Below are 20,685 nucleotides of genomic sequence, written 5' to 3'. Positions count from 1 at the left end.
GTCATGGGTACGTGTCTGGTTATCAAGAAGTGGGGAAACAACCTGGGTGTCAGATTGCCCGCCGCTATCGTCCATGAAGCCAAACTCCATGCGGACCAGGAAGTGATGCTGACCGTTGAGCATGGCCGGGTTATTGTGGAACCGATCCGAACAAGCGCTGATTTGACGCTGGATGAACGGCTTCAACTTTTTGATCCTGCCTTACATGGTGGCGAAGTTATGGTCACTGAACCCGTTGGTGCCAAATCTTGGTGATACCCGATAAATGGGTTCCTGATCTTAACGTCCCAGCGCTTTCTGGATTTTCTGATCGGTCTTGTACTGGCTTAAGGCGTAAACTGCCCAGATAGTCGCCGGTATCCAGCCCAGTACGGTGATTTGCAGAAGCAGGCAGATGATGCCTGCGAGCGGCCGGCCAATGGTGAAAAACACCAGAAAAGGTAAAAAAATCGCCAGAATAAGACGCATGATCCATACTCCCTGCCAATAATTATGTTTGCATATTAAATGGCGATTTCTACAGAGTGCAAGTCTCCGTGCTAAACTCGCTCACATGATTGCCGATAATAATGAACCCCCAAAAACACTTCTGAATCCTCGGCCAGGAGAACGCCTGCAAAAATTGCAGGTGATGCGCCGCTGGGCTTTGTTTTTACTGTTGCTGGCGTTGCTGTTGTTCTTATTTTCCGCGAGTCAGGGATTTTCGGGCCTCTGGGCCTGGACCGGGGCATTTTCCGAGGCCGCCATGGTGGGCGGGCTGGCGGACTGGTTTGCGGTGGTGGCCCTGTTTCGTCATCCGCTGGGTCTGCCCATTCCCCATACGGCCATTTTGCCGAGAAACAAGGCGCGTCTGGCGAAGCGTCTGGCCACGTTCATTCGTGATCATTTTCTGGAAAGTGAAGCCATTGTCCGCCTGTTGCGCCGCGCCGATCCCGCCACCTGGTTGGCACAGTGGCTGATCCAGCCGGAAAGCAGTCATTTACTGGCCCGGCAATTGACCAGCTTGCTGCAAAAAGCCCTGGCGCTGACTGATGATCAGGAATTGCGTGTTGCCCTGAGAAGCGCGCTGGGTCGCCAGCTGCAGCGTGTGGATGGGGCGCGCTGGATGGGAAATATTCTGGCATTACTGACGGAAGACCACCGTCATCAGGCCCTTCTGGAAGATGGTATTCAGCGCCTGCGCGAGTGGCTGGATGGGGAAGAAACTCAGGGGCTGCTGGCTGAGCAAATAGCAGCCATTCTGAAACGCGCGTATCCCACTTTGTTCTCCTGGATGAGTGCGCTCATGGACCCTGCCACCCTGAGTGATAATCTCGCGCGAAATCTGGTAAAGGCCGCGCATCAACTTTTGCAGGAAATCGAGGACGATCCCGAGCATCCGCGCCGTCTGGCTTTTGATCGCTGGATGGCTGATGCGATTGTGCGGCTGCGGACAGACGCCGGGTTTCAGGAGCGTATCCGGCGTTGGCAAAATGGCCTGATTTCCCATCCGGCAGTGCAGGAGTATGCAGATGGTTTGTTGCGCGACCTGCGCACCTGGCTGGACCATGATCTGGGCAGCCCTGATTCCCGCCTGCAAGGGCAGATTCAGGTTTTGGCCGGGCAGTTGGGGACATTTTTGGCGGAGCAGGCAGTCTTGCGGGAGGCCATTAATGATTATCTGGAAAACAGTGCCCGCCGTTTAGCCCCGGCCATGCGTGATGGTTTGGCGCAGCATATTGAAAAAACCATTCAGGATTGGCCCGAAAAAGACATGATCCGCCTGCTGGAAGAAGGAGTGGGGACCGATTTGCAATATATTCGGGTGAACGGAACCCTGGTCGGTGGTCTGGTGGGTGTCTTGATTCATGCCCTGGCGCTGGCTGTGCCTCTACTCATTTAGAGATGCTGCCGATGGAATCAAATGGTCCGGTATGGCCCGCATGGGCATTGGGTCTTCTGGCCCAAATTGGCCATTTCAACATGAGCAGATTGCTGGAATGATGCTGAGTGATCCATTTTTTCAGATGCTTACAAAGAAGGAACAGATTTTGCTGGATTGTGCATCGGAGTAATGTCCGGTCGGTGGTTTCATTCTGAACAAGGTTTGTAGAGGGAGGTGCATTTATGAAGCGTGTATTGATGAGTGTGATGGCAGCAGGCACCCTGACGATGGCGGGTTTTGCGACGGCGGCGACGGTTACCGCTACAGACGCGCAGCAGGCGTTGGCGGCGGCCAAGACGGCCATGGCAAAAACTTCAGCCGTGCATTATTTGTGGCTTTCCACCCCGAAAGTTTATAAGGAAGCCGAAGCCGCAGACAAAGCCGGTAAATATGATGAGGCCGTGGTCAAGGCCAAGCATGCCGAGGAACTGGCTAATCTGGCTTACGCCCAGGGTGAGGCTCAGGCCAAAAAATATGGCGTGAAGTTGACGGATCATGGGGTCCAGATGGACTAGGTTTTGACCCCGTGAGCGCGCAGCAGGCGACGGGCAACTTGCGTCTTTTCAGCCGCGTCGGCGGTAAAATAAAAATCAATCGATGCTTCAACGGGTAAATCAGGTGGCGTGTCCGGGAGTCTCTGCATGTCGAGCCTGCGACATAATTGCCGCGCCACGCCATCATTTCCATCCAGGGTGGGAATATTCCGTCCGTTCAGTTCTGATGGCCAGTTGCTGATCCAGCAGTAATGGGTGCAGCCCAGCACAATGACTTGGGTGTCTGTCGAGTAAAAAGGCAGAACATGATTGTGCAGATACTCCTGGACTTGCTGCTGCCAGTCATTGCTCTGGGATTCAATGCGTTCTGCCAGACCCGGGCAAGCAAGAGGCTGCACGCGTTGTTCGGCATTTGGTAATTGCGTCAAGAGATTACGCAGTTTTTCACCAGTGACGGTCATGGCTGTGGCCAGCAGGAGAATCCTGCCTTCGGGATAAAGCATCAGCGCTTTTTTGATGGCGGGTTCAATGCCAATGATGGGCACGTCCGCATATTCCCGCAGAGGGATGGCTGCCGCGCTGGTAGCCGTGTTGCAAGCCAGTACCACGGCATCTACGCCTTGCCGGACAAACCAGGCGTAAGCATCTTCCGTCCATTGTTGTACTTCGCCGGTGGTTTTGTCGCCATAGGGACTATGAGCGCTATCGCCGTAAAACAAAAAATGGGCATTCGGCAAATAACGCAGGCAGGAGAGCAGGGTGCTGAGACCACCCAGTCCAGAATCAAAAACTCCGATACGCATTAGTTATTGGCTGAGTTCCTGATCGGCCAGCAGGGCGACCCCGCGCATTCCGGCGAGATCATCATCATTACCGCGTTTGACTTCCACCTCGCCGCGTAGCGCGGGAATCAGATCGGCGTCCAGGCGTTGCATGAGTGCTGGTGCAAAACAATCCCAGGCCGCACTAACCCCGCCTCCCACCCGAATGACCCGGACATCGGCAACCTTCAAAATGCTGGCCAGGGCTTGTCCCAGATAATCACCGGCCATCTGAAAGGTTTGACTGGCTTCGGGGCGCCCATCGCAGGCCATCTGGGCAATAACGGCAGTATCCGGTGCTGTGCCGGTCAGTTCCACATAACTGGACTGGATTCCGCGTGCCGAGGCATATTGTTCCAGGCAACCCTGATTACCACAGCCACATCGTCTTCCGCCGGGGACCACGATGATGTGCCCTATCTCCATGGCGGTTCCATGTTCACCGCGCCAGGGGCGGTCGTTATGGACCCACCCACCACCGACACCGGTACCCAGGCCGACGTACAAGAGATCGCGCAATTCGGGATTTTCCTGTTTTTCTTCCCAGAATTCGCCATATCCGGCAGCATTAGCATCATTTTCGATGAGTACGGGTAGTTGGCAGGCGTTCTGGACGGCGCTTTGCAAATCAAAGTGGATGAGTTGCGGAATGTTGGGGGATTGCAGTAATACGCCTTTGGCATTCACAAAACCGGGCACGGCCACCCCGACACGAACAATTTCCGGATATTGATGGCGAAGCTGGGCGATACCCGCTTCGAGCAAATCTGTAAACAGTTGGGCAGCGCTTTCTGAATCGGCTGCCGCAGCGCATTTGGCGTGCAGATCGACTTCATGGCGAATACTGTCCAGACAATCATTGCCCCGGAAAACCCCAAAACGTAAATTGGTGCCACCGACATCAACACCAATGGTCAGCTGCTCAGTCATCGGCGATGATCTCCGTCAGTATCTCAATATGTTGCGTCTTGCCAGCCGTCAGGTCCCAGTAAAAATCCAGTTGCAGGGCCTGCATGATTTTTTCAAAGCCCGCTTCGGATTGGGAAACGGTCATATGGGGCGCAGCCTCCCAGCGCGCAGGCGGATTGCAATGGAGGGTGATTTTACCGCCCATTACGGCATCTTCCAGCACTATTTGTCGGGTTTTTTTACCCTGGATGGGAAGTCCGAAGCCACCCTGGGATTGCTCATCCGCAAAAAACTGTCCCGCCGGCCCATCACAACTGGGCATGGCCAGAAATAGCCGAGTCTGAAAATGGTGAGACTCCACATTTTGTTGGGAAGCTGGTGATTCTATCCGGAAATGCACCATCAGTCCTTTATGGGTGAGGCTGTAGGCTTTACTGACTGCCCAGCTGTCAGCGACACCGCCCGTAAAGTGGGGAGTATCCTGAACGATGCTGTTTTCCGGATATGTGACTGCGACATTATCCAGCCACTCCTGAAAACTGTGACAGGGGGCGGTGTCGGCAAGCAGATCTTCTGCCGTAATTTCTGTTTTGAAGCTGATGCGGTCATGGGCGGAAGCAATGCCTTCACTGGGAGTCGCATGATCCACTGCCCCGTGACGAATTTTGTCGTAGTAGGCCTCGTCGCGTCGTGCCAGGGTGTCGCCAAGATTGTGATGCAGTTTGTAACAATCCCACTCGGCCACGGCGGCGGCGGGTGTCGGGCGAATGATTAGCTGTTGATGGTCATTGTGATAATACAGCTCTTCATGACCATCCATATCCACGTCAATGAACTGTAAACCCGGACGTTCCTGGATTTTATCGAGCTGCGCCTCCAGTCGTACCATGGCCTGGTACACCGCACGGCGCAGGTGCGGCAGATAAATGCCGCCAAACAGCCCGTGCCAATAGGCATCATTGGCTTGGGTTTCATGTAAATCCGCACGCATCTGCTTACTTTGCTGACGCTTGGGCAAAGCATGAAAGCGCTGGGATAATTGCAGCATGCGTTTTTGCATCCAGTTGGACTCGGGATAACGGGTCAGAAAGTTTTTCCATATCCCGCCACGGATGAGTGGCTTGCGTAAGTCCAGGCGGCCCGCAGCCTTTTCCTGTTCCAGAAAAGCCGCGTAGTTGCGGGCAGCATCCGGTGCCAGTGTCCATTCGTTCATTTCACTGTAGGACACCGTGGGCAGATAAATCATACCCTGGGGTCGATGCTGGTGCAGATAATCCTTGAAATGCATGGGTTGAATGTGTGGAGAATTCAGGACGCCCTGGAGAAACTGTTCCAGCCAGCCTTTTTCATAAACCCAACTATAAGTCTCCGGCCAGACCCCGAACTTTTCGATGTCATCAAAATAAATCCCGGCGCTACCCGGATTATGCGCGGATATTTCTTCGATATAAGTGACTGCAGCAGCGGCCTCCGAGAAAGGCAGGCGATAACGCAAGGCTTCGGAAATAGGAAAAACATCAATAGCCTGACCATTTTCTTCGGTGCGATGAAAGCTGCCAAGTTGGTCGGTAGAAGCCCCAGCGCAGAGAAAGTGATAATCATCCACCATCACATATTGGATTCCCGCCTCTTGCAGGGCGGGGACCACGCTGGGATCCCAAACGCGCTCGGTCAGCCAGGCACCCACCGGGCGCTGTCCGAAATTTTTGTCCAGTCGGTCGGCCATGGCTTCCAGTTGGGTGATGCGATCTGCATGGGGAATAGCCGCCAGCACCGGTTCGGTGTCCCCGGCGCCCACCAGCTCCGCCTGCTGGCGGGTGACCATTTCCTGCAGCAGTTTTATGGTGTTGGGGTGCTGTTGCACCATATATTGGAGTAACCAGCCGCTGATATGAATGGCAAAGGGAAATTCAGGAAAGCGATGCATGGCTTCAAGAAAGGGGTGATAACAGCGCAGTACGGCGTCATCAATCACCTGCGGAAAATTACCAACCGGCTGATGGGCGTGGACGCCCAGGAGGAGGGGGGTGCTGTGGGTCATTGCTTATCCTTCCATATGGGTGCGGCGCATGGTACCTCCAGATTCGGTGGGTCCCCCACCATGACTGATGGGTTCGTTGAGGGTTTCTGGAGGAGAAATTTGCATCAGGTTATAAAGTTTGCGCAGGTTCATCCTGAACAGGTGATCAAAATCCCTGACCGAATCGGCAGGATTGTAATCCCCGAACCACCAGAACCAGTCCGAGCCCTCGCAGCGACCTAACTGTTCAGTGATTTCTTCCTGCAGTTCGGGGGTGAGTCCGGCAAAATGCTGGTCAACATCCTGCTTGGCGGTGCAGAGCATATCCCAGGCCCGGTTTTTGGCTCCATCGCCAATCCAGGTGCTGAAATTGCCATAGACCCAACTCCCGGCGGCAAGATCCGGAATGCTTTTGATGGCTTCCGGATGGTCCTGGACATAGTCGCTGAAGGTACACATTTTGATATGGGGATGATTGGAAAGGGATCGGTAGAGCTCGGAAAGAAAATAGTAGCCATTGTAGGGGTAGTATTCCCAGGCATTTTCTCCATCAAGAATAATGCTGACAACGGGATGATCCTGATCTTCCGTCTGGCGCCAGATGGCTTCGAGCTTATGCACGAAATCGATGACTGCATCGTGGCCAAACCAGGTTTTATAGTCAAAACCGATGGTGTCAGAGAGCGCGTCATCCCGAAAAAACAGCGCCGGTCCCTGATTTTCGAGGCGATAAGCCTTGTATAAATATTCGGCCCGACCGCGTGGTGCCGAATCGTCATCGCTGCGCAGCAGGCTATGCGTGAGTACGCCTTCTCCCGAAGCCGTCCAGGTCACTTGAGCCTCACCCAGCATTTTGACGAAGGCGGCAGAAACCCCCCCCTCTGCTGGCCACATGCCCCGGGCGGCAATGCCGAAATGTTGCGGATGATAAGTCTGAGCGCGTTTAATATGCCAGCGCGCACGCTCGGCCCCGCCGGGATACTCGGGGGATTCGGGCAATGGCGCATCGGGGACGGCTTCCCGTGCGGCGGCAAAGTCCAGCATCAGGGGGCCAATGGGGTGGTAGTAGGGGGTGGTGGATATTTCGATACGTCCTGCTTCTGCCAGGGCGCGGTAACGGGGAATCAGTCCGCCGATCAGCTTACCGATAAATTGCAGTAAATCCTGCCGGTCTGCGAGCGTGAAACCGTGTCCCTTGTCCATCAACTTCTGAATGAGCGGGCTGCCGCGCCGCACCGTTTCACCGGTCCAGGCCAGGTGATACCAGACCAGCAGATCGGCCAGAAACTGAATGGACAAATAGTCAGAAAGCTCCGCCGGATCACTGTGCATGATGGTATAGATTTCATGCAGCCGGCGGTATCCGGGAAAGGGATTCAGCATATGTTCCGGATCCAGACGAAAACATTGCTCCATGAGGTGATGACGTTGCTCGTTGTTCAGGCTTTTTAGATCAGGGCTGGCCAGGGCGATGAGTAGAGGGTCGCGAAAATGCCCGCTTTCAAATTGGCTGGTGTAATCTTCAATTTGCTCAACCAGAATAGGCACGCAGTTGAATACACCCCGAGCCATGGGGTTTTCCTCATAATGCGCGATCATGTCTGCATAATCTTTGCAGGCGTGCAGGTAAGTCCAGGGTAATGCGTATTGCCCATCTGCATTGCGATAATCGGGCTGGTGCATATGCCAGCAGAAAATGACATGAAGTGCGCGTGCGGGGGGCATAAGGTCACCTCACAAAATGTAGTTGCTGGCCTAGTAACTCCGGAGTAATCAGAGTGACGCCATTGGGCGTTCGATAAAAGCGGCGGGCGTCTTCGGCAGGATCTTCGCCCACCACCAGCCCGTCAGGGATGATAGTACCCTTGTCGACGACGACTTTACGCAGGCGAGCCCCTTCACCCATGCGCACGTTGGGCAAAATCACCGAATCTTCGATGAGGGTGTGGCCATCATTAACCCGGACATTGGAAAACAGCAGGGAACGACGGACCGTAGCCCCACTGATGATACAACCCCCCGAGACAATACTGTCCAGGGCCATGCCACGTCTTCCTTCGTCGTCAAAGACAAATTTGGCAGGCGGGAGTTGTTCCTGATACGTCCAGATGGGCCAGCGGCTGTCGTATAAATCCAGATCCGGGGTTACATGCACCAGATCAATGTTGGCAGCCCAATAGGCGTCAACCGTACCGACATCCCGCCAGTAGCAACGACTGGCCTTGCCCTCATTGCTGGAAATACAGCTGTTACGGAAGCGGTGAGCCATGACCCGATAGCGTGACACCATGTAGGGGATCAGATCGTTGCCAAAATCATGGCTGGACTCGCGACTGTCCGCATCGCGGATGAGCTGTTCATACAAAAAATCCGTGTTGAAAACATAAATACCCATGCTCGCAAGCGCACGGTCGGGGTTGTTGGGTGTGGGGGTGGGATCGCTGGGTTTTTCGGTGAAACCGGTCACCCGATCTTCGTGGTTGACGGTCATGACCCCAAAACCTTTGGCTTCTTCCAAAGGGACCTCAATGCAGGCGACGCTCATATCTGCCTGACTTTGTACATGCTCGGCGAGCATCTGACCATAGTCCATTTTATAAATATGGTCACCAGCGAGAACAATCACATAACGCGGCCGATGGGCACGCAAAATGTCAATATTCTGAAAAATCGCGTCTGCGGTTCCCTTGTACCAGCCGGTATTCATACGCTGTTGGGCAGGGAGGATTTCAATAAACTCGCTGAACTCGCCTCTCAGGAATCCCCAGCCCAGCTGAATGTGACGAATCAAGCTGTGCGCTTTGTACTGGGTCAGCACACCAATACGGCGAATGCCGGAGTTCATGCAGTTGGATAAACAAAAATCAATGATGCGGAATTTGCCCCCGAAAGGCACGGCGGGCTTGGCGCGCCAGTCGGTCAATGGTCCAAGGCGACTACCACGACCACCCGCCAGGACCAGGGCGAGGGTATTTTTGGTCAGGTTACTGACAAAGCGCGGGGAATTGCTGGGGCCACTCTGGTTTTCTTCGGACATGCTCTTCTCCTTGTCGGGCACTGGTATTACACCTGACCTGGAGTATAGACAGGATTCCCCCGTGCTTTCGGTTTAAAGGTACTGAACTTGGAGGATGTCGGCAAGCACTCAAAGGGGACAATGGTCTTTTCCGGCGATGTGTTATGCTCTTAGTGGGAGTGGCTCCTCAATCACAATGATGAAAAGGAGATTGTGGTGACGAAATTACCAAAAAAAAATCATGGCGAAGATTGGAATCATGATGAAATAGCCATTCGCGAGGCCCGTCATCACGATCCCTTCGCCTGGTTGGGGCAGCACCGGATCGGTAACGACAATCAAGCTGTGCAGCGCGTTTTTCTGCCAGGGGCCGCTCAGGTAGAGCTGCAAACCCCGCAGGGATGGGTGCTGATGACCATGCAGCATCCCGACGGGATTTTTATTCATACCGGAGATAGCCTACCCACCCCCTATTGTTACCGCTGGCAGGATTCCCTGGGCACACACGAAGCTTATGATCCCTACGTGTTCAGTCCGGTGCTGGGCGATCTGGAAGTTTACCTGTTCAGTGAAGGCCGATTATATGAAGCCTATCGACATCTGGGTGCCCATCGTCGTTATCATGAAGGTGTCGAAGGCGTTTTGTTTACCGTTTGGGCACCCAATGCGGAGCGGGTCAGTGTCGTTGGCGATTTTAATCACTGGGATGGTCGTTATCACCCGATGCGGGTCCGGGGAATGAGTGGCCTCTGGGAATTGTTCATTCCCGGACTGGAATTGGGTGAAATCTACAAGTTTGAGCTCCGCCACCGGGAGTCCGGCGCGGTTTTTGTGAAAACCGATCCTTATGCCAATGCTTTTGAAAGACGTCCAAGTACTGCAGCCCGGGTAGTGGATAGTCAGCATGTCTGGAAGGATCAGGACTGGATGACTGCGCGGACGCAGGCCGACTGGCAGCACGCCCCGATGAATATTTACGAAGTGCATTTAGGATCCTGGCAGCGCGACGAGAAAGGGGACTTTCTGGGCTATGCCGAGCTTGCCGAACGCCTGCTGCGCTATGTGCAGAACATGGGTTACACCCATATCGAACTGATGCCGGTGATGGAGCATCCTCTGGACGAATCCTGGGGGTATCAGGTCAGCGGTTATTATGCACCGACCAGCCGCTTCGGGAACCCGGATGGTTTTCGGGCCTTTGTAGATGCTTTTCATCAGGCCGGTATTGGCGTGCTGCTGGATTGGGTGCCGGGGCATTTCCCCAAGGATGACTGGGGACTGGCCCGTTTTGATGGCACCGCTTTATATGAATATGCAGACCCCCGTGAAGGTGAACACCGTGACTGGGGAACGTATATTTTCAACTTTGGCCGCAACGAAGTCCGTAATTTTCTGCTGGCTAATGCCTGCTATTGGGCGGACAGTTTTCATATTGATGGTTTGCGGGTAGATGCGGTGGCCTCCCTGCTCTACCGGGATTATTCCCGGAACGAGGGAGAATGGATTCCCAACCAGTACGGTGGCAGGGAGAATCTTGAAGCCATTGATTTTCTACGGGAAATGAATGTGGTGCTCAATGAGCGCTATCCGGGTATTTTGACCATTGCTGAAGAATCGACCTCCTGGCCCATGGTCTCCCGCCCTACCTATGTGGGCGGGCTGGGTTTTTCCATGAAATGGAATATGGGCTGGATGAATGACACCCTGTCCTACATGCAGCAGGATCCGGTTTATCGGCGTTTTCATCAGAATGATCTGACCTTCAGTCAGCTATATGCGTACGCAGAAAATTTTGTACTGCCCCTCTCTCATGACGAGGTGGTGCATGGAAAATACTCTTTGCTGGATAAAATGCCTGGCGATACCTGGCAGCGTTTTGCCAATTTACGTCTGCTGCTCAGTTATCAGTGTGCTCATCCGGGTAAAAAACTGAATTTCATGGGCAATGAATTTGCTCAGGGAACGGAGTGGAATTGTGGAAAAGCCCTGGACTGGGATTTGCTGCAAATACCCTGGCATCAGGGGATACAGTGGCTGAGTCGGGATCTCGGGCACCTGTACCGCGACCTGCCAGCTTTTTATGACCTGGATTTTGCCCCGGAGGGTTTTGCCTGGGTGGATTGTCATGACGCGGACCAGTCTATACTCAGCTTTCTGCGCCGCGATCGCAACGGTGCTTTTATTCTGGCCGTGTTCAATTTTACCCCGGTACTGCGCAAAAATTATCGTATCGGCGTTCCAGAGTCCGGGCGTTACCGGGAAATTTTCAATAGTGATGCAGCGGCGTATCAGGGCAGTAATGTGGGTAACCTTCCGCTGTTTGCCGAAGCGCGGAGCTGGATGGGATTACCCTGTTCACTGGAATTGACTCTGCCGCCCCTGGCAGCACTGTTTTTGCAAATGGACTGAGGAGAATGACTCCCGGCGTGGGTGATTAGCATGCTTTATATTTATGTCATTATTGCTTTCGCAGCGGGAATATCCGAATTGTTCACCGGAACTTTTTATCTGGCGGCGGTGGCTCTAGCCGCCTTGTTTACCGCCATTACCGGGTTGGTGCTGCCTGGCGCGGTTTTGCACTGGGTGTTTCTGGGCTTCTGTCTGGTGTTGTTGCCTGCCGGAATGTGGCTGCGCCACCGCCTCGCCGGAAAATCTCAGGGACTGACGGATTTTGATTTGGGTCAGGGCGTGGATGTGATTCGTGGTCCTGACCAGAATGAACATTATACGGTGCGTTACCGGGGCAGCGAATGGATGGCGGTGGTAGATGATGGCCCGGCCCCCTGTGCCGGTGATCGCGCCGTGATCGTGGGCAAGACCGATAACCTGCTACATTTAGGGGTGCTACCCCGGCAACCCTCCGACAAGGAGTCTTTATGTCCTCCCTCATCATCATCCTGATTGTTATTGTCGCGGCTTTTCTGATTTTACGCACCACCATCCGGGTGGTTCCCCAGCAGCGTGCCTGGGTGGTTGAAAGACTTGGTAAATATCACGCTGTTCTGGAGCCGGGCCTGAATTTTATTATTCCTTTTCTGGACCGTGTGGCCTTTCGTTTTGATATGCGCGAAGTACCCATGGAAGTGCCCGCGCAGGCCTGTATTTCCTTTGATAACACCACCATGACGGTAGACGGGATTCTCTATTTGCAAATTACGGATTCCGTCAAGGCGGCTTATGGTTCGAGCAACCCCTTTACTGCGGTCATCCAGTTGGCACAAACCACCATGCGTTCAGAAATCGGCAAGTTGCATCTGGATGCAGCCCTGTCTTCCCGGCAGCTGCTCAATACGGCGGTGGCGGCTTCGGTGGATGAAGCGGCCCTGAACTGGGGCGTCAAGGTGCTCCGCTACGAAATACGGGATATCACCCCACCCCAGGAAATCATCCGCGCCATGGAACTGCAGATTACCGCAGAGCGGGAAAAGCGCGCCCTGATTGCCAAATCCGAAGGACAAAGACAGCAGCAAATCAACACTTCTGAAGGTCAGCGGCAACAGGACATCAATGTGGCAGATGGCCGCAAACAGGCGGAAGTATTGCGTGCCGAAGGTGAAGCCAAGGCCATTCAACTGGTTGCCGAGGCTACCGCCGAAGCCATCCGGGTTATTGGTTCGGCAGCCCGTGAACCCGGAGGCTACGAAGCCCTGCAAATGCAGCTCGCCAAGGACTACATCGAAAAGTGGGGATATTTGGCCAAGAGCAGTACCAGCTTGGTGATTCCCTCCGATCTCGGCAATATTGGCGCTTTGGTGGGTACGGCGCTTTCTATGGTTAAGCAGTCGCAGAAAACGGCTGCGGCGGATTGACCACGCCTATAGTGAGGTTCGTATAGAGTAAACTACTTGGGCAGACTTTCCGGCCACGCAGCCTTATCCAGCCAAACATCCGCGCCACGACCCACCACCGCTGCAGGAATGTTTTCACCGCGTAACCAGGAAGCAATGGCATCCTGCTTTCCTGAGCCGCAGGCCAGAAAAAACAGGGCGTGCGTGTGGCGCAGTCGCCAGGCGCTGAGGCTGACTCTCTGCGGTGGGGCTTTAGCAGCATCCAGAATACTGAGGGTGGAAGAACTGCTTTTTTCCTGTCCCCAGTCATGTCCGGGAAACAAACTGGCCGTATGTCCATCCTCCCCCAAACCCAAAAGAACCAAATCAAAACGTTGTGCGGGCAGAATGGCAGCATAGCGGCGGGCCGCTTCACTGGCTCCCGCTTCGGCGGGTATGGTATGAATCTGGGCGCCTGGAATGGGTACCTGGGACAACCAGGTTTGTGCAAGCATCAGACTATTACGTTCGGGATCTTCGGGTGGCAGGCAGCGCTCATCGCCATGATAAATATGCCAGCGTTGCCAGTCGCGGCCCATGGACGGCAGCCGGGCATAAGTGGCACGTGGCGTATTGCCTCCCGCTACCACCAAGTGAAAAGCACCGCGCAGGGCGATGGCCTCGGCCGCCATGCGGGTGATGGCCGCCGCAAGATGGGTACTGATCTGTTCCTGGTCTGGATAAATATGCCATCTTGGTAGTGAGATTTCTTCCAGCATGCTGAATACCTCCGAAAAATAGTCCTAGCCGATAGCCTGACCGAGAAGGTGACCGATCAGTGCCGTAAAGGCGAGTGCGACTGTGCCCCAAAACAGGATTCTCAAGGCACCCTTCAAAGGGTTTGATCCACCCAGTTTGGCAGAAATGACCCCCAGTATGACTAAAAGAATCAATGTGCTTACAAAGAGCATGGGTAGCGCATAGGCGTGCGGGACAAAAGCGCCGATCAGAACCGGCGGTACCGCGCCGCTCACAAAAGAAACAGCGGAGGCTAATGCCGCCTGAACAGGGCGCGCTTCAGCGACTTCAGTCAGGCCCAACTCTTCCCGCGCATGCGCTTCAAGAGGATCACGCTGCATCAATTGAAAAGAAACTTGCCGTGCCAGAGCTTCATCCAGGCCCCGGTCCATATAAATTCGACAAAGTTCGAGTTGTTCCAGTTCAGGATTTTGCTTTATCTCATGGGCTTCCTGCCGCAGCTGCGCTTTCTGGCTGTCGCGCTGAGAGCTGACGGAAACATATTCACCGGCAGCCATGGACAGCGCTCCGGATAACAGGGCGGCAACTCCGGCCAGCAGAATCTGATCATGATTGGCCTGACCCGCAATGACTCCACTGAGCAGTCCTGCAGTAGAAAGGAGACCATCGTTTGCACCCAGCACGCCAGCACGCAGCCAACCCGTGTTTTTCTCGTGACTTTCTGTGTGGTTGTTTTCCATTCCAAGGATTCCAATCCCGACTTGAAGGGGATTCAGGATAGCCCCGGTTTAGGGCTTGGGTCTATGATGGCGTCATGTTCAGGCAAGGAGAAGCAAATGGGCGGATTGGAAGATTGGGTGGGGAATACCCCGCTTTGCGAATTCAGGAGTTTGGCACCCAGAGCGGGTGTCCATATTTTTGGCAAGCTGGAGGGGAATAATCCGGCAGGTTCCGTCAAGGACCGCCCAGCCATGAACATGATCCGGCGGGCTCTGGAGCGCGGCACCATCACGACTTCCACCCGATTGATTGAACCCACCAGCGGCAATACCGGCATTGCTCTGGCCATGGCGGCTTCGGTGCGGAAGATCCCGATGACCCTGATTATGCCGGAAAACATGAGCATCGAGCGGCGTCAGGTGATGCGGGCCTATGGCGCTGAGGTCATTTTGACGCCAGCTGAACGCAGTATTGAAGGGTCTATTGATTTGGCCCGGCAAATGGTGGCCGCCGGAGAAGGCTTCATGCTTGACCAGTTTTCCAATCCCGATAATCCGGAAGCCCATTATCTCAGTACGGGGCCGGAAATCTGGCGGGATACACGCGGCAGCATCACCCATTTTGTATCCTCCATGGGTACCACCGGGACGATCATGGGTACCTCCCGCTACTTGCGGACGGTCTCTCCGGATATTCAGATTGTCGGCGTACAACCCGCTGAAGGAGCTAAAATTCCTGGTATTCGCCGTTGGCCGGAAGCCTATTTGCCAAAAATCTACCATCGGGAGATGGTCAGTCAGATAGAAGACGTGACCCAGGAGGAAGCCGAGGACATGACCCGGCGTCTGGCGCGTGATGAAGGGGTACTGGCCGGAATATCTTCTGGAGGCGCGGTGGCCGCCGCGCTGCGTGTTGCTCAAACCCTGGAGTCTGGGGTCTTGGTGGCGATTATCTGCGATCGCGGTGATCGCTATCTGAGTACAGGCGTTTTTCCGGCCTGAGTGCTTATGCAGGATTCTAAGCCCTTGCGCCTGCCAAAGACCACCGGGTTCAGACTCAGGTATTGGCTTATATTTTTTTGTGCGGGATTTTTGCTATCCGGTCCGGCATGGGCGCAAACGCTGGAAATCACGGCGGCACGGGTTCAGGGCGCTGCCTGGCAAGCGCAGCATCTGAAGGTCGTGCTGCGGACGCATGCGCGGAAAAATGCCAGTCTGGAATTCCTGGCCGGAACCTTGCAGATTGGCAAACAACGTCCCTGGCAAGCCATACAGGGTAACTGTGTCCTGCAGACCCAGCAGGGTTGGTCGTGTTCAGCCTTGCACCTGGCGATTTCGGGAAGTCCCTGGGGAGCTTTGCAAGGTACCGGACGTTTTCAGGTGCTGCGTTCCGGGGGGCTGGGCAGTCTGCACTTTCTACTGGAGGGGGCAAAATTGGGCAAGCTGACCCTGCTTGCGCGCAGTGCGGCTTCAGGTCGCTGGCAATTACAGACCCAGGGAGAAGTCGCTTTAACCGATTGGGTTGCCGCCCTGCATCTGCTCCCGGCCCACTGGCAAAGTGGCGGAGAACTCGCTTGGCAGATGCATTCTTCGGGTGCTAGTTGGTCACATATTTCTGCAGTTCATTTCAGGGCGCAACTGCACAAAGGGCAGTTCAGCAGTCCCGATGGGTTGCAGGCAGCCCAGAATGTCGCCGCACAATTGACGGGTGATGGGCATCTGCAAGGACACTGGCAGGGACACGTTCAGCTGCGTTGGGACGAGGGGGGCATTTTATGGAGTCCCTGGTACTGGGCGGCGCCGGTGCGACCGGTCGTCATGGAGAGTCGCTGGCGCCAGTCGGCAAAAAGCTGGCATCTGGAGCGGGGTCAGATAAATTGGCCGAATCTGGGAACTGCAAAATTTGCCGTCAGTGAACCCGTTCAGGGGAGTAAGCTGGACTGGCATTTGCAGGATGCAGATGTCGCCTTGGCAACCCTTTTTACGACCTGGATTAAACCGTTATTGCCAGCCAGCAGTTTTGCAGCACAGGCTTTGCTGGCGGGTCATTTGCATTTTTCGGTGGCGGGAAACCCGGCTTTGCGTTCTGTGCATTGGGATTTACAGCACGGTGATTTTTCTACCCAGCAAATGAGCCTGGCAGGCGTCGTCAGCCATGGCGCCTGGGGTGCCCATGTACCCGTGGAAAAGGCGGTTTTTAACTGGCAAAGCGCCACCCTGTATCATATTCCTCTAGGCCCGCTGGCCGTGCGCGTGCTGTTGCATCCGGGGGGATTTGCCTTGCAACAACCGGTGGATCTCCACCTTCTAGGTGGGGTGTTGCATTTTCAGGAGCTTTCCGGTCATTGGAGGGGACCCCATTCCGGTTTTTCAATGCAGGGTAACTTGCAGGGGGTGAGCATGAAATCCCTGACGCAGATTATGCACTGGCCGCCCTTCACCGGCACGATTGAGGCTTCCATTCCGCGCTTGACCTATCACGCCGGGACAATACAGACCAGCGGAGAGTTAAGTGCAGGTATTTTTGGCGGCAAGCTGCGGGTAAGTGACCTGCAGGTGCAGAATTTCCTGGGCGTGATGCCGTTGTTGCGGGCTAACGTGTCCGTTCAGGGCTTGCAATTGAAGCCGCTCACGGACGCTTTTCATTTTGGGTATATCAGCGGGGTTTTGGATGGAAATCTCCGCAATCTGTACTTGTTGAACTGGTCTCCAGAAGCTTTTCAGGGACATTTTGAAACCGTCAAGACGCCTGGGGTTCCCCAAAAAATCAGTTATCAGGCGGTTCAGAGTATTACCAAACTGGGCGGGGGAGACGGGATCAGCGGCTTCTTCCAGGGCATGTTTTTGCGGATGTTCAATACCTTCAGTTACAGTCATCTGGGGATGGGCGTTGATCTATCTAATGGCGTGGCAGAACTTTCCGGCGTCCATCCGGAAAATGGTGGCTTTGTCATTTTGCAGGGACAAGGACTGCCCAGGGTGGATATAGTGGGGTACACTCGCCGAGTGAGTTGGGATGAGTTGCTGGCAAGACTGAAAACGGCCATGGAAACCGGCCCGCAGATGCACACAGGAGAATAGACAGAATGATGAAGCAAGCTTTGCTGAAAAACCGAACCTGGCAGGCACTGCTGATGCTGGGCATGCTGATGGGGCTTTCGGCTTGCGTCACGGTAAATATTTATTTTCCGGCAGCTGCTGCCAAACGTCTTGCTGATCAGGTAGTGGGTGAAGTGTACAAGGCAGCAGCCCATGGCGCGGTTTCGACGCCCACAGCGCCCACTCTTTCGGCGCCTGCTCAGGTGGCTCCTGCTGCGCCCGCCGCTGCACCAGCCCCCAGTGCTTTTGAGCGTCTGACACCGGCTCATGTGGCCGGTTATCTTCTGGCGACGAGCTTTTCAGCATTGAGTACACCAGCCGAGGCGGCAGCCGATCTGAATGCTTCCAGTCCCGGGGTGCAGGCCGCACGCGCCCAGCTGGAATCCATTGCCGCGCAGATGCGCCCCTATTTTGAAAGTGGTGCCGTCGGCTGGACGGCCAACGGGTTGGTTGCCATCCATGATGCTTCGGCAGTGCCTTTGCAGGCCCGCGCCGGCCTCAGTGGCCTGGTTAGTAGTAATAACAGTGCCTTGCAGAATCTTTACCAACAAATCGCCAATGCCAATGGTCATCCTGATTGGGAAGGGCAAATTCAACAGACTTTTGCCCAGACCTGGATCAGCAAGGCCCCTGCAGGATACTGGTATCAGAACGCCAGCGGTCAGTGGCAGAAGAAATAAACACCATTTTGCAGAATATTCTGGTTTTTGATATCGAAACGATTCCGGATATTTCCGGAGGTCGGCGCCTGCATGGTATTGATCTTGCCGATGATGCAGGAGTGGCCGAATTGCTGCAGCATCAACGCCGAATTGAAACTCAGGGTGCCAGCGAGTTTTTACGCCCTTATCTGCATCAGGTGGTCGCCATTTCTGCGCTTTGGTGGCAGGGCGATCAGGTTAAACTCAGCAGCTTTGGCGCAATTGAGGATCCGGAAGCGACGCTAGTGCATGCTTTTTTTCAGATGATTCAGCGTCACGCTCCACAGTTGGTGTCCTGGAATGGTGCAGCCTTTGATTTACCGGTGTTGCACTATCGGGCTTTTTTGCACGGCATTCCGGCAACGCGGTACTGGGAACAGGGGCAAAACGAACCCAACTATCGCTGGAATAATTACACCAGTCGTTATCATGAGCGCCATCTGGATCTTATGGATGTGCTTTCTGCTTACCAGGCGCGTAATGTTGTGCGCTTGCAGGACATGGCTCTGTTGCTGGGGCTGCCGGGCAAACTCGGCATGAGCGGTGCGGAGGTCCTGAATCATTATCAGCAGGGCGAAAAACAAGCCATTCGCCAGTACTGCGAAGTGGACGTTCTGAATACTGCGCTGCTGCATTTGCGCTTTGAGTTGACCCGGGGGCATCTGGACAAGTTGGCTTATGAGGCGCGTCAGAACCAGTTGCGCAGCTATTTACAGGGCCGTGATGAAGCCCATATCCGCGAGTTTCTGGACTTGTGGCCGGAGAACCTGCATGTCGCGTCCTAAGCCTATTCGTGATGCAGTGCCTGAGCGGGTACACATTGAAAGCCTGGATGCAGAAGGACGGGGTGTTGCCCGGGTGGACGGCAAGGTGCTTTTTGTCGATGGCGCCCTGCCGGGCGAAGAGGTCATGGCCCGGCGCACTGAAAATCACAAAACTTTTGAACGGGCCGAAACGGTCACGCTCCTGAAAACTTCTTCATTGCGGGTAACACCCCCCTGTCCTCATTTTGGATTGTGCGGCGGTTGCAGTTTGCAGCATCTGGATGTGAGCGCGCAGGTGGCCATCAAGCAGCGGCAGTTGGAGGATAACCTCTGGCGCATTGGAAAAGTGCGTCCACAGAGAATTCTCCCGCCCATTTTTGGTCCGAGTTTGGCTTATCGAAGCAAGGCCCGGCTTTCGGTGCGGACTCCCAAAACCCGTGGTGCTCTGGTGGGTTTTCGAGAACGCAGCAGCAATTACGTGGTCGATATGAATCAGTGTCTGGTGCTGGATCCCCGCGTTGGACAGCGTATTTCGGAACTGCGGACCCTGATTGGCAAAATGCAGTCTCCCCAGGATTTTCCCCAGATTGAAGTAGCTTGCACCCCCGACGCTGTAGCTTTGGTGTTTCGGCATATGCGTCCCCTGGCGGACAGTGATCTCATCAATTTACGTCAATTCGGGCGGGATCACGACCTGCAAATCTGGTTGCAGCCGCGTGGTCCCGATACGCTGCATCCGTTGATCCCCGAACAACCGCCTGCCCTGCATTATGATCTGCCGGATTATCAACTGCGGATGCGTTTTGATCCTTTGGTATTTACTCAGGTGAATCAGTCTGTCAATCAGGTAACCGTGCGTCGTGCCATGGCTCTGCTCCGTCCTCAGGCCGGTGATCATATTCTTGATCTGTTTTGTGGTTTAGGGAACTTCACCTTGCCCATGGCGCGTTTGGGCGCGAATGTGCTGGGCGTTGAAGGCGATGCACGGTTGGTGGCACTGGCTTCGGAAAATGCTGCTTCCAATGGGCTCTCGGCGCAAGCCCGATATCAGGTGGCTGATCTGATCCAGGCGCGGATGAGTGACTTTCAGATGGCAGGAACTATCGACAAAATGCTGATTGACCCGCCCCGAAGTGGCGCCATGGAAGTGTTACAAAGCCTGACTCCCGGGGTGTCGCGTCTGGTCTATGTTTCCTGTAATCCGGCGACTCTGGCTCGGGATGCCGAATATCTGGTGCACGAGCGTGGTTATCACCTGAAAGCAGCAGGTGTCATTAACATGTTTCCACATACTGCCCATGTCGAATCCATTGCCCTTTTTGAAAAATGAAACGCCAGTAAACTGGTTTTGGGTGGATGTTTCTACTCAGAACCTGCGGGTTATGAAAGCTGCGCACGAAACAGTGCGATATCCCATTTCAACGGCCCTTAACGGACTTGGAGAAAGGCGTAACAGCGCCTGTACGCCACGCGGTTGGCATCAAGTCAGGGCAAAAATTGGCGCGGGATTGCCAGCTAATGCCATTCTGCGCGGACGCCGCTGGACGGGAGACTGCTATGACGCCAGTAGGGATCCAGACGAAAACGGCCATCAGGACTGGATACTGGGGCGGATTCTCTGGCTTTCCGGTATGGAATCCGGGTTTAATCGCGGCGGGTATTGCGACACGTTCCGGCGCTACATTTATATTC

19 protein-coding genes and 1 pseudogene are annotated in these 20,685 nt (G+C 54.6%); 12 read left to right on the top strand and 8 right to left on the bottom strand.

Annotated features, from left to right (window positions below; genetic code table 11):
- The first annotated feature begins 3 nt into the window (after positions 1-3).
- Complete coding sequence (locus BLW97_RS12695; protein ID WP_010637638.1) at positions 4-255, top strand: AbrB/MazE/SpoVT family DNA-binding domain-containing protein; 252 nt, start codon at positions 4-6, stop codon at positions 253-255.
- Between the two features lie 24 nt (positions 256-279).
- Here BLW97_RS12695 and BLW97_RS12690 read toward each other — a convergent pair whose 3' ends face one another.
- Complete coding sequence (locus BLW97_RS12690; RefSeq protein WP_075323339.1) at positions 280-468, bottom strand: YqaE/Pmp3 family membrane protein; 189 nt, start codon at positions 466-468, stop codon at positions 280-282.
- A gap of 85 nt (positions 469-553) precedes the next feature.
- Here BLW97_RS12690 and BLW97_RS12685 point away from each other — a divergent pair, with 85 nt between their 5' ends.
- Together BLW97_RS12685 and BLW97_RS12680 are read left to right on the top strand one after the other, a co-directional pair.
- The gene (locus BLW97_RS12685; protein WP_077218411.1) at positions 554-1,882 is read left to right on the top strand and encodes a DUF445 domain-containing protein; all 1,329 of its coding nucleotides are present in this window, start codon (positions 554-556) and stop codon (positions 1,880-1,882) included.
- A 224-nt stretch (positions 1,883-2,106) separates the two neighbouring features.
- Positions 2,107-2,439, top strand: coding sequence for a hypothetical protein (locus tag BLW97_RS12680; protein ID WP_010637645.1), 333 nt, complete (start codon positions 2,107-2,109; stop codon positions 2,437-2,439).
- Here the strand turns inward: BLW97_RS12680 and murI are convergent.
- The 5 genes from murI to glgC are packed head-to-tail and all read right to left on the bottom strand — an operon-like array spanning position 2,436 to position 9,205.
- Positions 2,436-3,221, bottom strand: coding sequence for a glutamate racemase (gene murI, locus BLW97_RS12675; protein WP_075323338.1), 786 nt, complete (start codon positions 3,219-3,221; stop codon positions 2,436-2,438). The genes BLW97_RS12680 and murI overlap by 4 nt on opposite strands.
- 3 nt (positions 3,222-3,224) lie before the next feature.
- Entirely contained in the window at positions 3,225-4,169 is a 945-nt protein-coding gene (locus BLW97_RS12670) for an ROK family protein (protein WP_010637649.1), read from the bottom strand.
- Positions 4,162-6,189 (bottom strand): alpha-amylase/4-alpha-glucanotransferase domain-containing protein, encoded by a 2,028-nt coding sequence (locus tag BLW97_RS12665; RefSeq protein WP_075323337.1) that lies wholly within the window; start codon positions 6,187-6,189, stop codon positions 4,162-4,164. The genes BLW97_RS12670 and BLW97_RS12665 overlap by 8 nt, the downstream gene beginning before the upstream one ends.
- A 3-nt stretch (positions 6,190-6,192) precedes the next feature.
- Positions 6,193-7,893 (bottom strand): glycoside hydrolase family 57 protein, encoded by a 1,701-nt coding sequence (locus BLW97_RS12660; protein ID WP_075323336.1) that lies wholly within the window; start codon positions 7,891-7,893, stop codon positions 6,193-6,195.
- Between the two features lie 4 nt (positions 7,894-7,897).
- Positions 7,898-9,205, bottom strand: a complete 1,308-nt coding sequence (gene glgC, locus BLW97_RS12655; RefSeq protein ID WP_010637652.1) for a glucose-1-phosphate adenylyltransferase — start codon at positions 9,203-9,205, stop codon at positions 7,898-7,900.
- 195 nt (positions 9,206-9,400) lie between these two features.
- Between glgC and glgB the strand changes: the two genes are divergently transcribed.
- Genes glgB through BLW97_RS12640 form a run of 3 tightly spaced genes read left to right on the top strand, consistent with a single transcriptional unit; the run spans position 9,401 to position 12,993 of the window.
- Positions 9,401-11,593 carry a 1,4-alpha-glucan branching protein GlgB gene (gene glgB, locus BLW97_RS12650; protein ID WP_075323335.1) on the top strand — a complete coding sequence of 731 codons (2,193 nt, stop codon included), beginning with the start codon at positions 9,401-9,403 and terminating at the stop codon, positions 11,591-11,593.
- A 30-nt stretch (positions 11,594-11,623) separates the two neighbouring features.
- On the top strand, positions 11,624-12,085 hold the full coding sequence (locus BLW97_RS12645) for an NfeD family protein (protein ID WP_024892872.1): 462 nt from the start codon (positions 11,624-11,626) through the stop codon (positions 12,083-12,085).
- On the top strand, positions 12,061-12,993 hold the full coding sequence (locus tag BLW97_RS12640) for an SPFH domain-containing protein (protein WP_010637659.1): 933 nt from the start codon (positions 12,061-12,063) through the stop codon (positions 12,991-12,993). Before BLW97_RS12645 ends, BLW97_RS12640 begins: the two co-directional genes overlap by 25 nt.
- A gap of 32 nt (positions 12,994-13,025) precedes the next feature.
- On the opposite strand, the gene pgl is transcribed toward BLW97_RS12640, so the two are convergent.
- On the bottom strand, positions 13,026-13,730 hold the full coding sequence (gene pgl, locus BLW97_RS12635) for a 6-phosphogluconolactonase (RefSeq protein WP_075323334.1): 705 nt from the start codon (positions 13,728-13,730) through the stop codon (positions 13,026-13,028).
- 24 nt (positions 13,731-13,754) lie between these two features.
- Positions 13,755-14,450, bottom strand: coding sequence for a VIT1/CCC1 transporter family protein (locus tag BLW97_RS12630; protein WP_010637662.1), 696 nt, complete (start codon positions 14,448-14,450; stop codon positions 13,755-13,757).
- Between the two features lie 96 nt (positions 14,451-14,546).
- On the opposite strand from BLW97_RS12630, the gene cysM reads away from it, so the two are divergent.
- From cysM to BLW97_RS12600, 6 genes and pseudogenes are all read left to right on the top strand, one after another.
- The gene (cysM, locus tag BLW97_RS12625; protein WP_075323333.1) at positions 14,547-15,431 is read left to right on the top strand and encodes a cysteine synthase CysM; all 885 of its coding nucleotides are present in this window, start codon (positions 14,547-14,549) and stop codon (positions 15,429-15,431) included.
- Between the two features lie 90 nt (positions 15,432-15,521).
- Entirely contained in the window at positions 15,522-17,510 is a 1,989-nt protein-coding gene (locus tag BLW97_RS12620; protein ID WP_242947809.1) for a hypothetical protein, read from the top strand.
- 5 nt (positions 17,511-17,515) lie between these two features.
- Positions 17,516-18,208, top strand: coding sequence for a DUF1318 domain-containing protein (locus tag BLW97_RS12615; protein ID WP_075323331.1), 693 nt, complete (start codon positions 17,516-17,518; stop codon positions 18,206-18,208).
- A complete protein-coding gene (locus BLW97_RS12610; protein ID WP_075323330.1) occupies positions 18,193-19,014 on the top strand; it encodes a 3'-5' exonuclease in 822 nt (273 codons plus the stop codon). Before BLW97_RS12615 ends, BLW97_RS12610 begins: the two co-directional genes overlap by 16 nt.
- The gene (gene rlmD, locus BLW97_RS12605; protein WP_075323329.1) at positions 19,001-20,323 is read left to right on the top strand and encodes a 23S rRNA (uracil(1939)-C(5))-methyltransferase RlmD; all 1,323 of its coding nucleotides are present in this window, start codon (positions 19,001-19,003) and stop codon (positions 20,321-20,323) included. Before BLW97_RS12610 ends, rlmD begins: the two co-directional genes overlap by 14 nt.
- Positions 20,324-20,375: 52 nt before the next feature.
- Positions 20,376-20,685 (top strand): annotated as a pseudogene (locus BLW97_RS12600) (L,D-transpeptidase); the annotation flags it as partial.

This window comes from Acidithiobacillus albertensis, assembly GCF_001931655.1.
Lineage (GTDB): Bacteria > Pseudomonadota > Gammaproteobacteria > Acidithiobacillales > Acidithiobacillaceae > Acidithiobacillus > Acidithiobacillus thiooxidans.
Note: the sequence above shows the minus strand (reverse complement) of the source record. Positions and strands in the feature narration are given on the sequence as shown.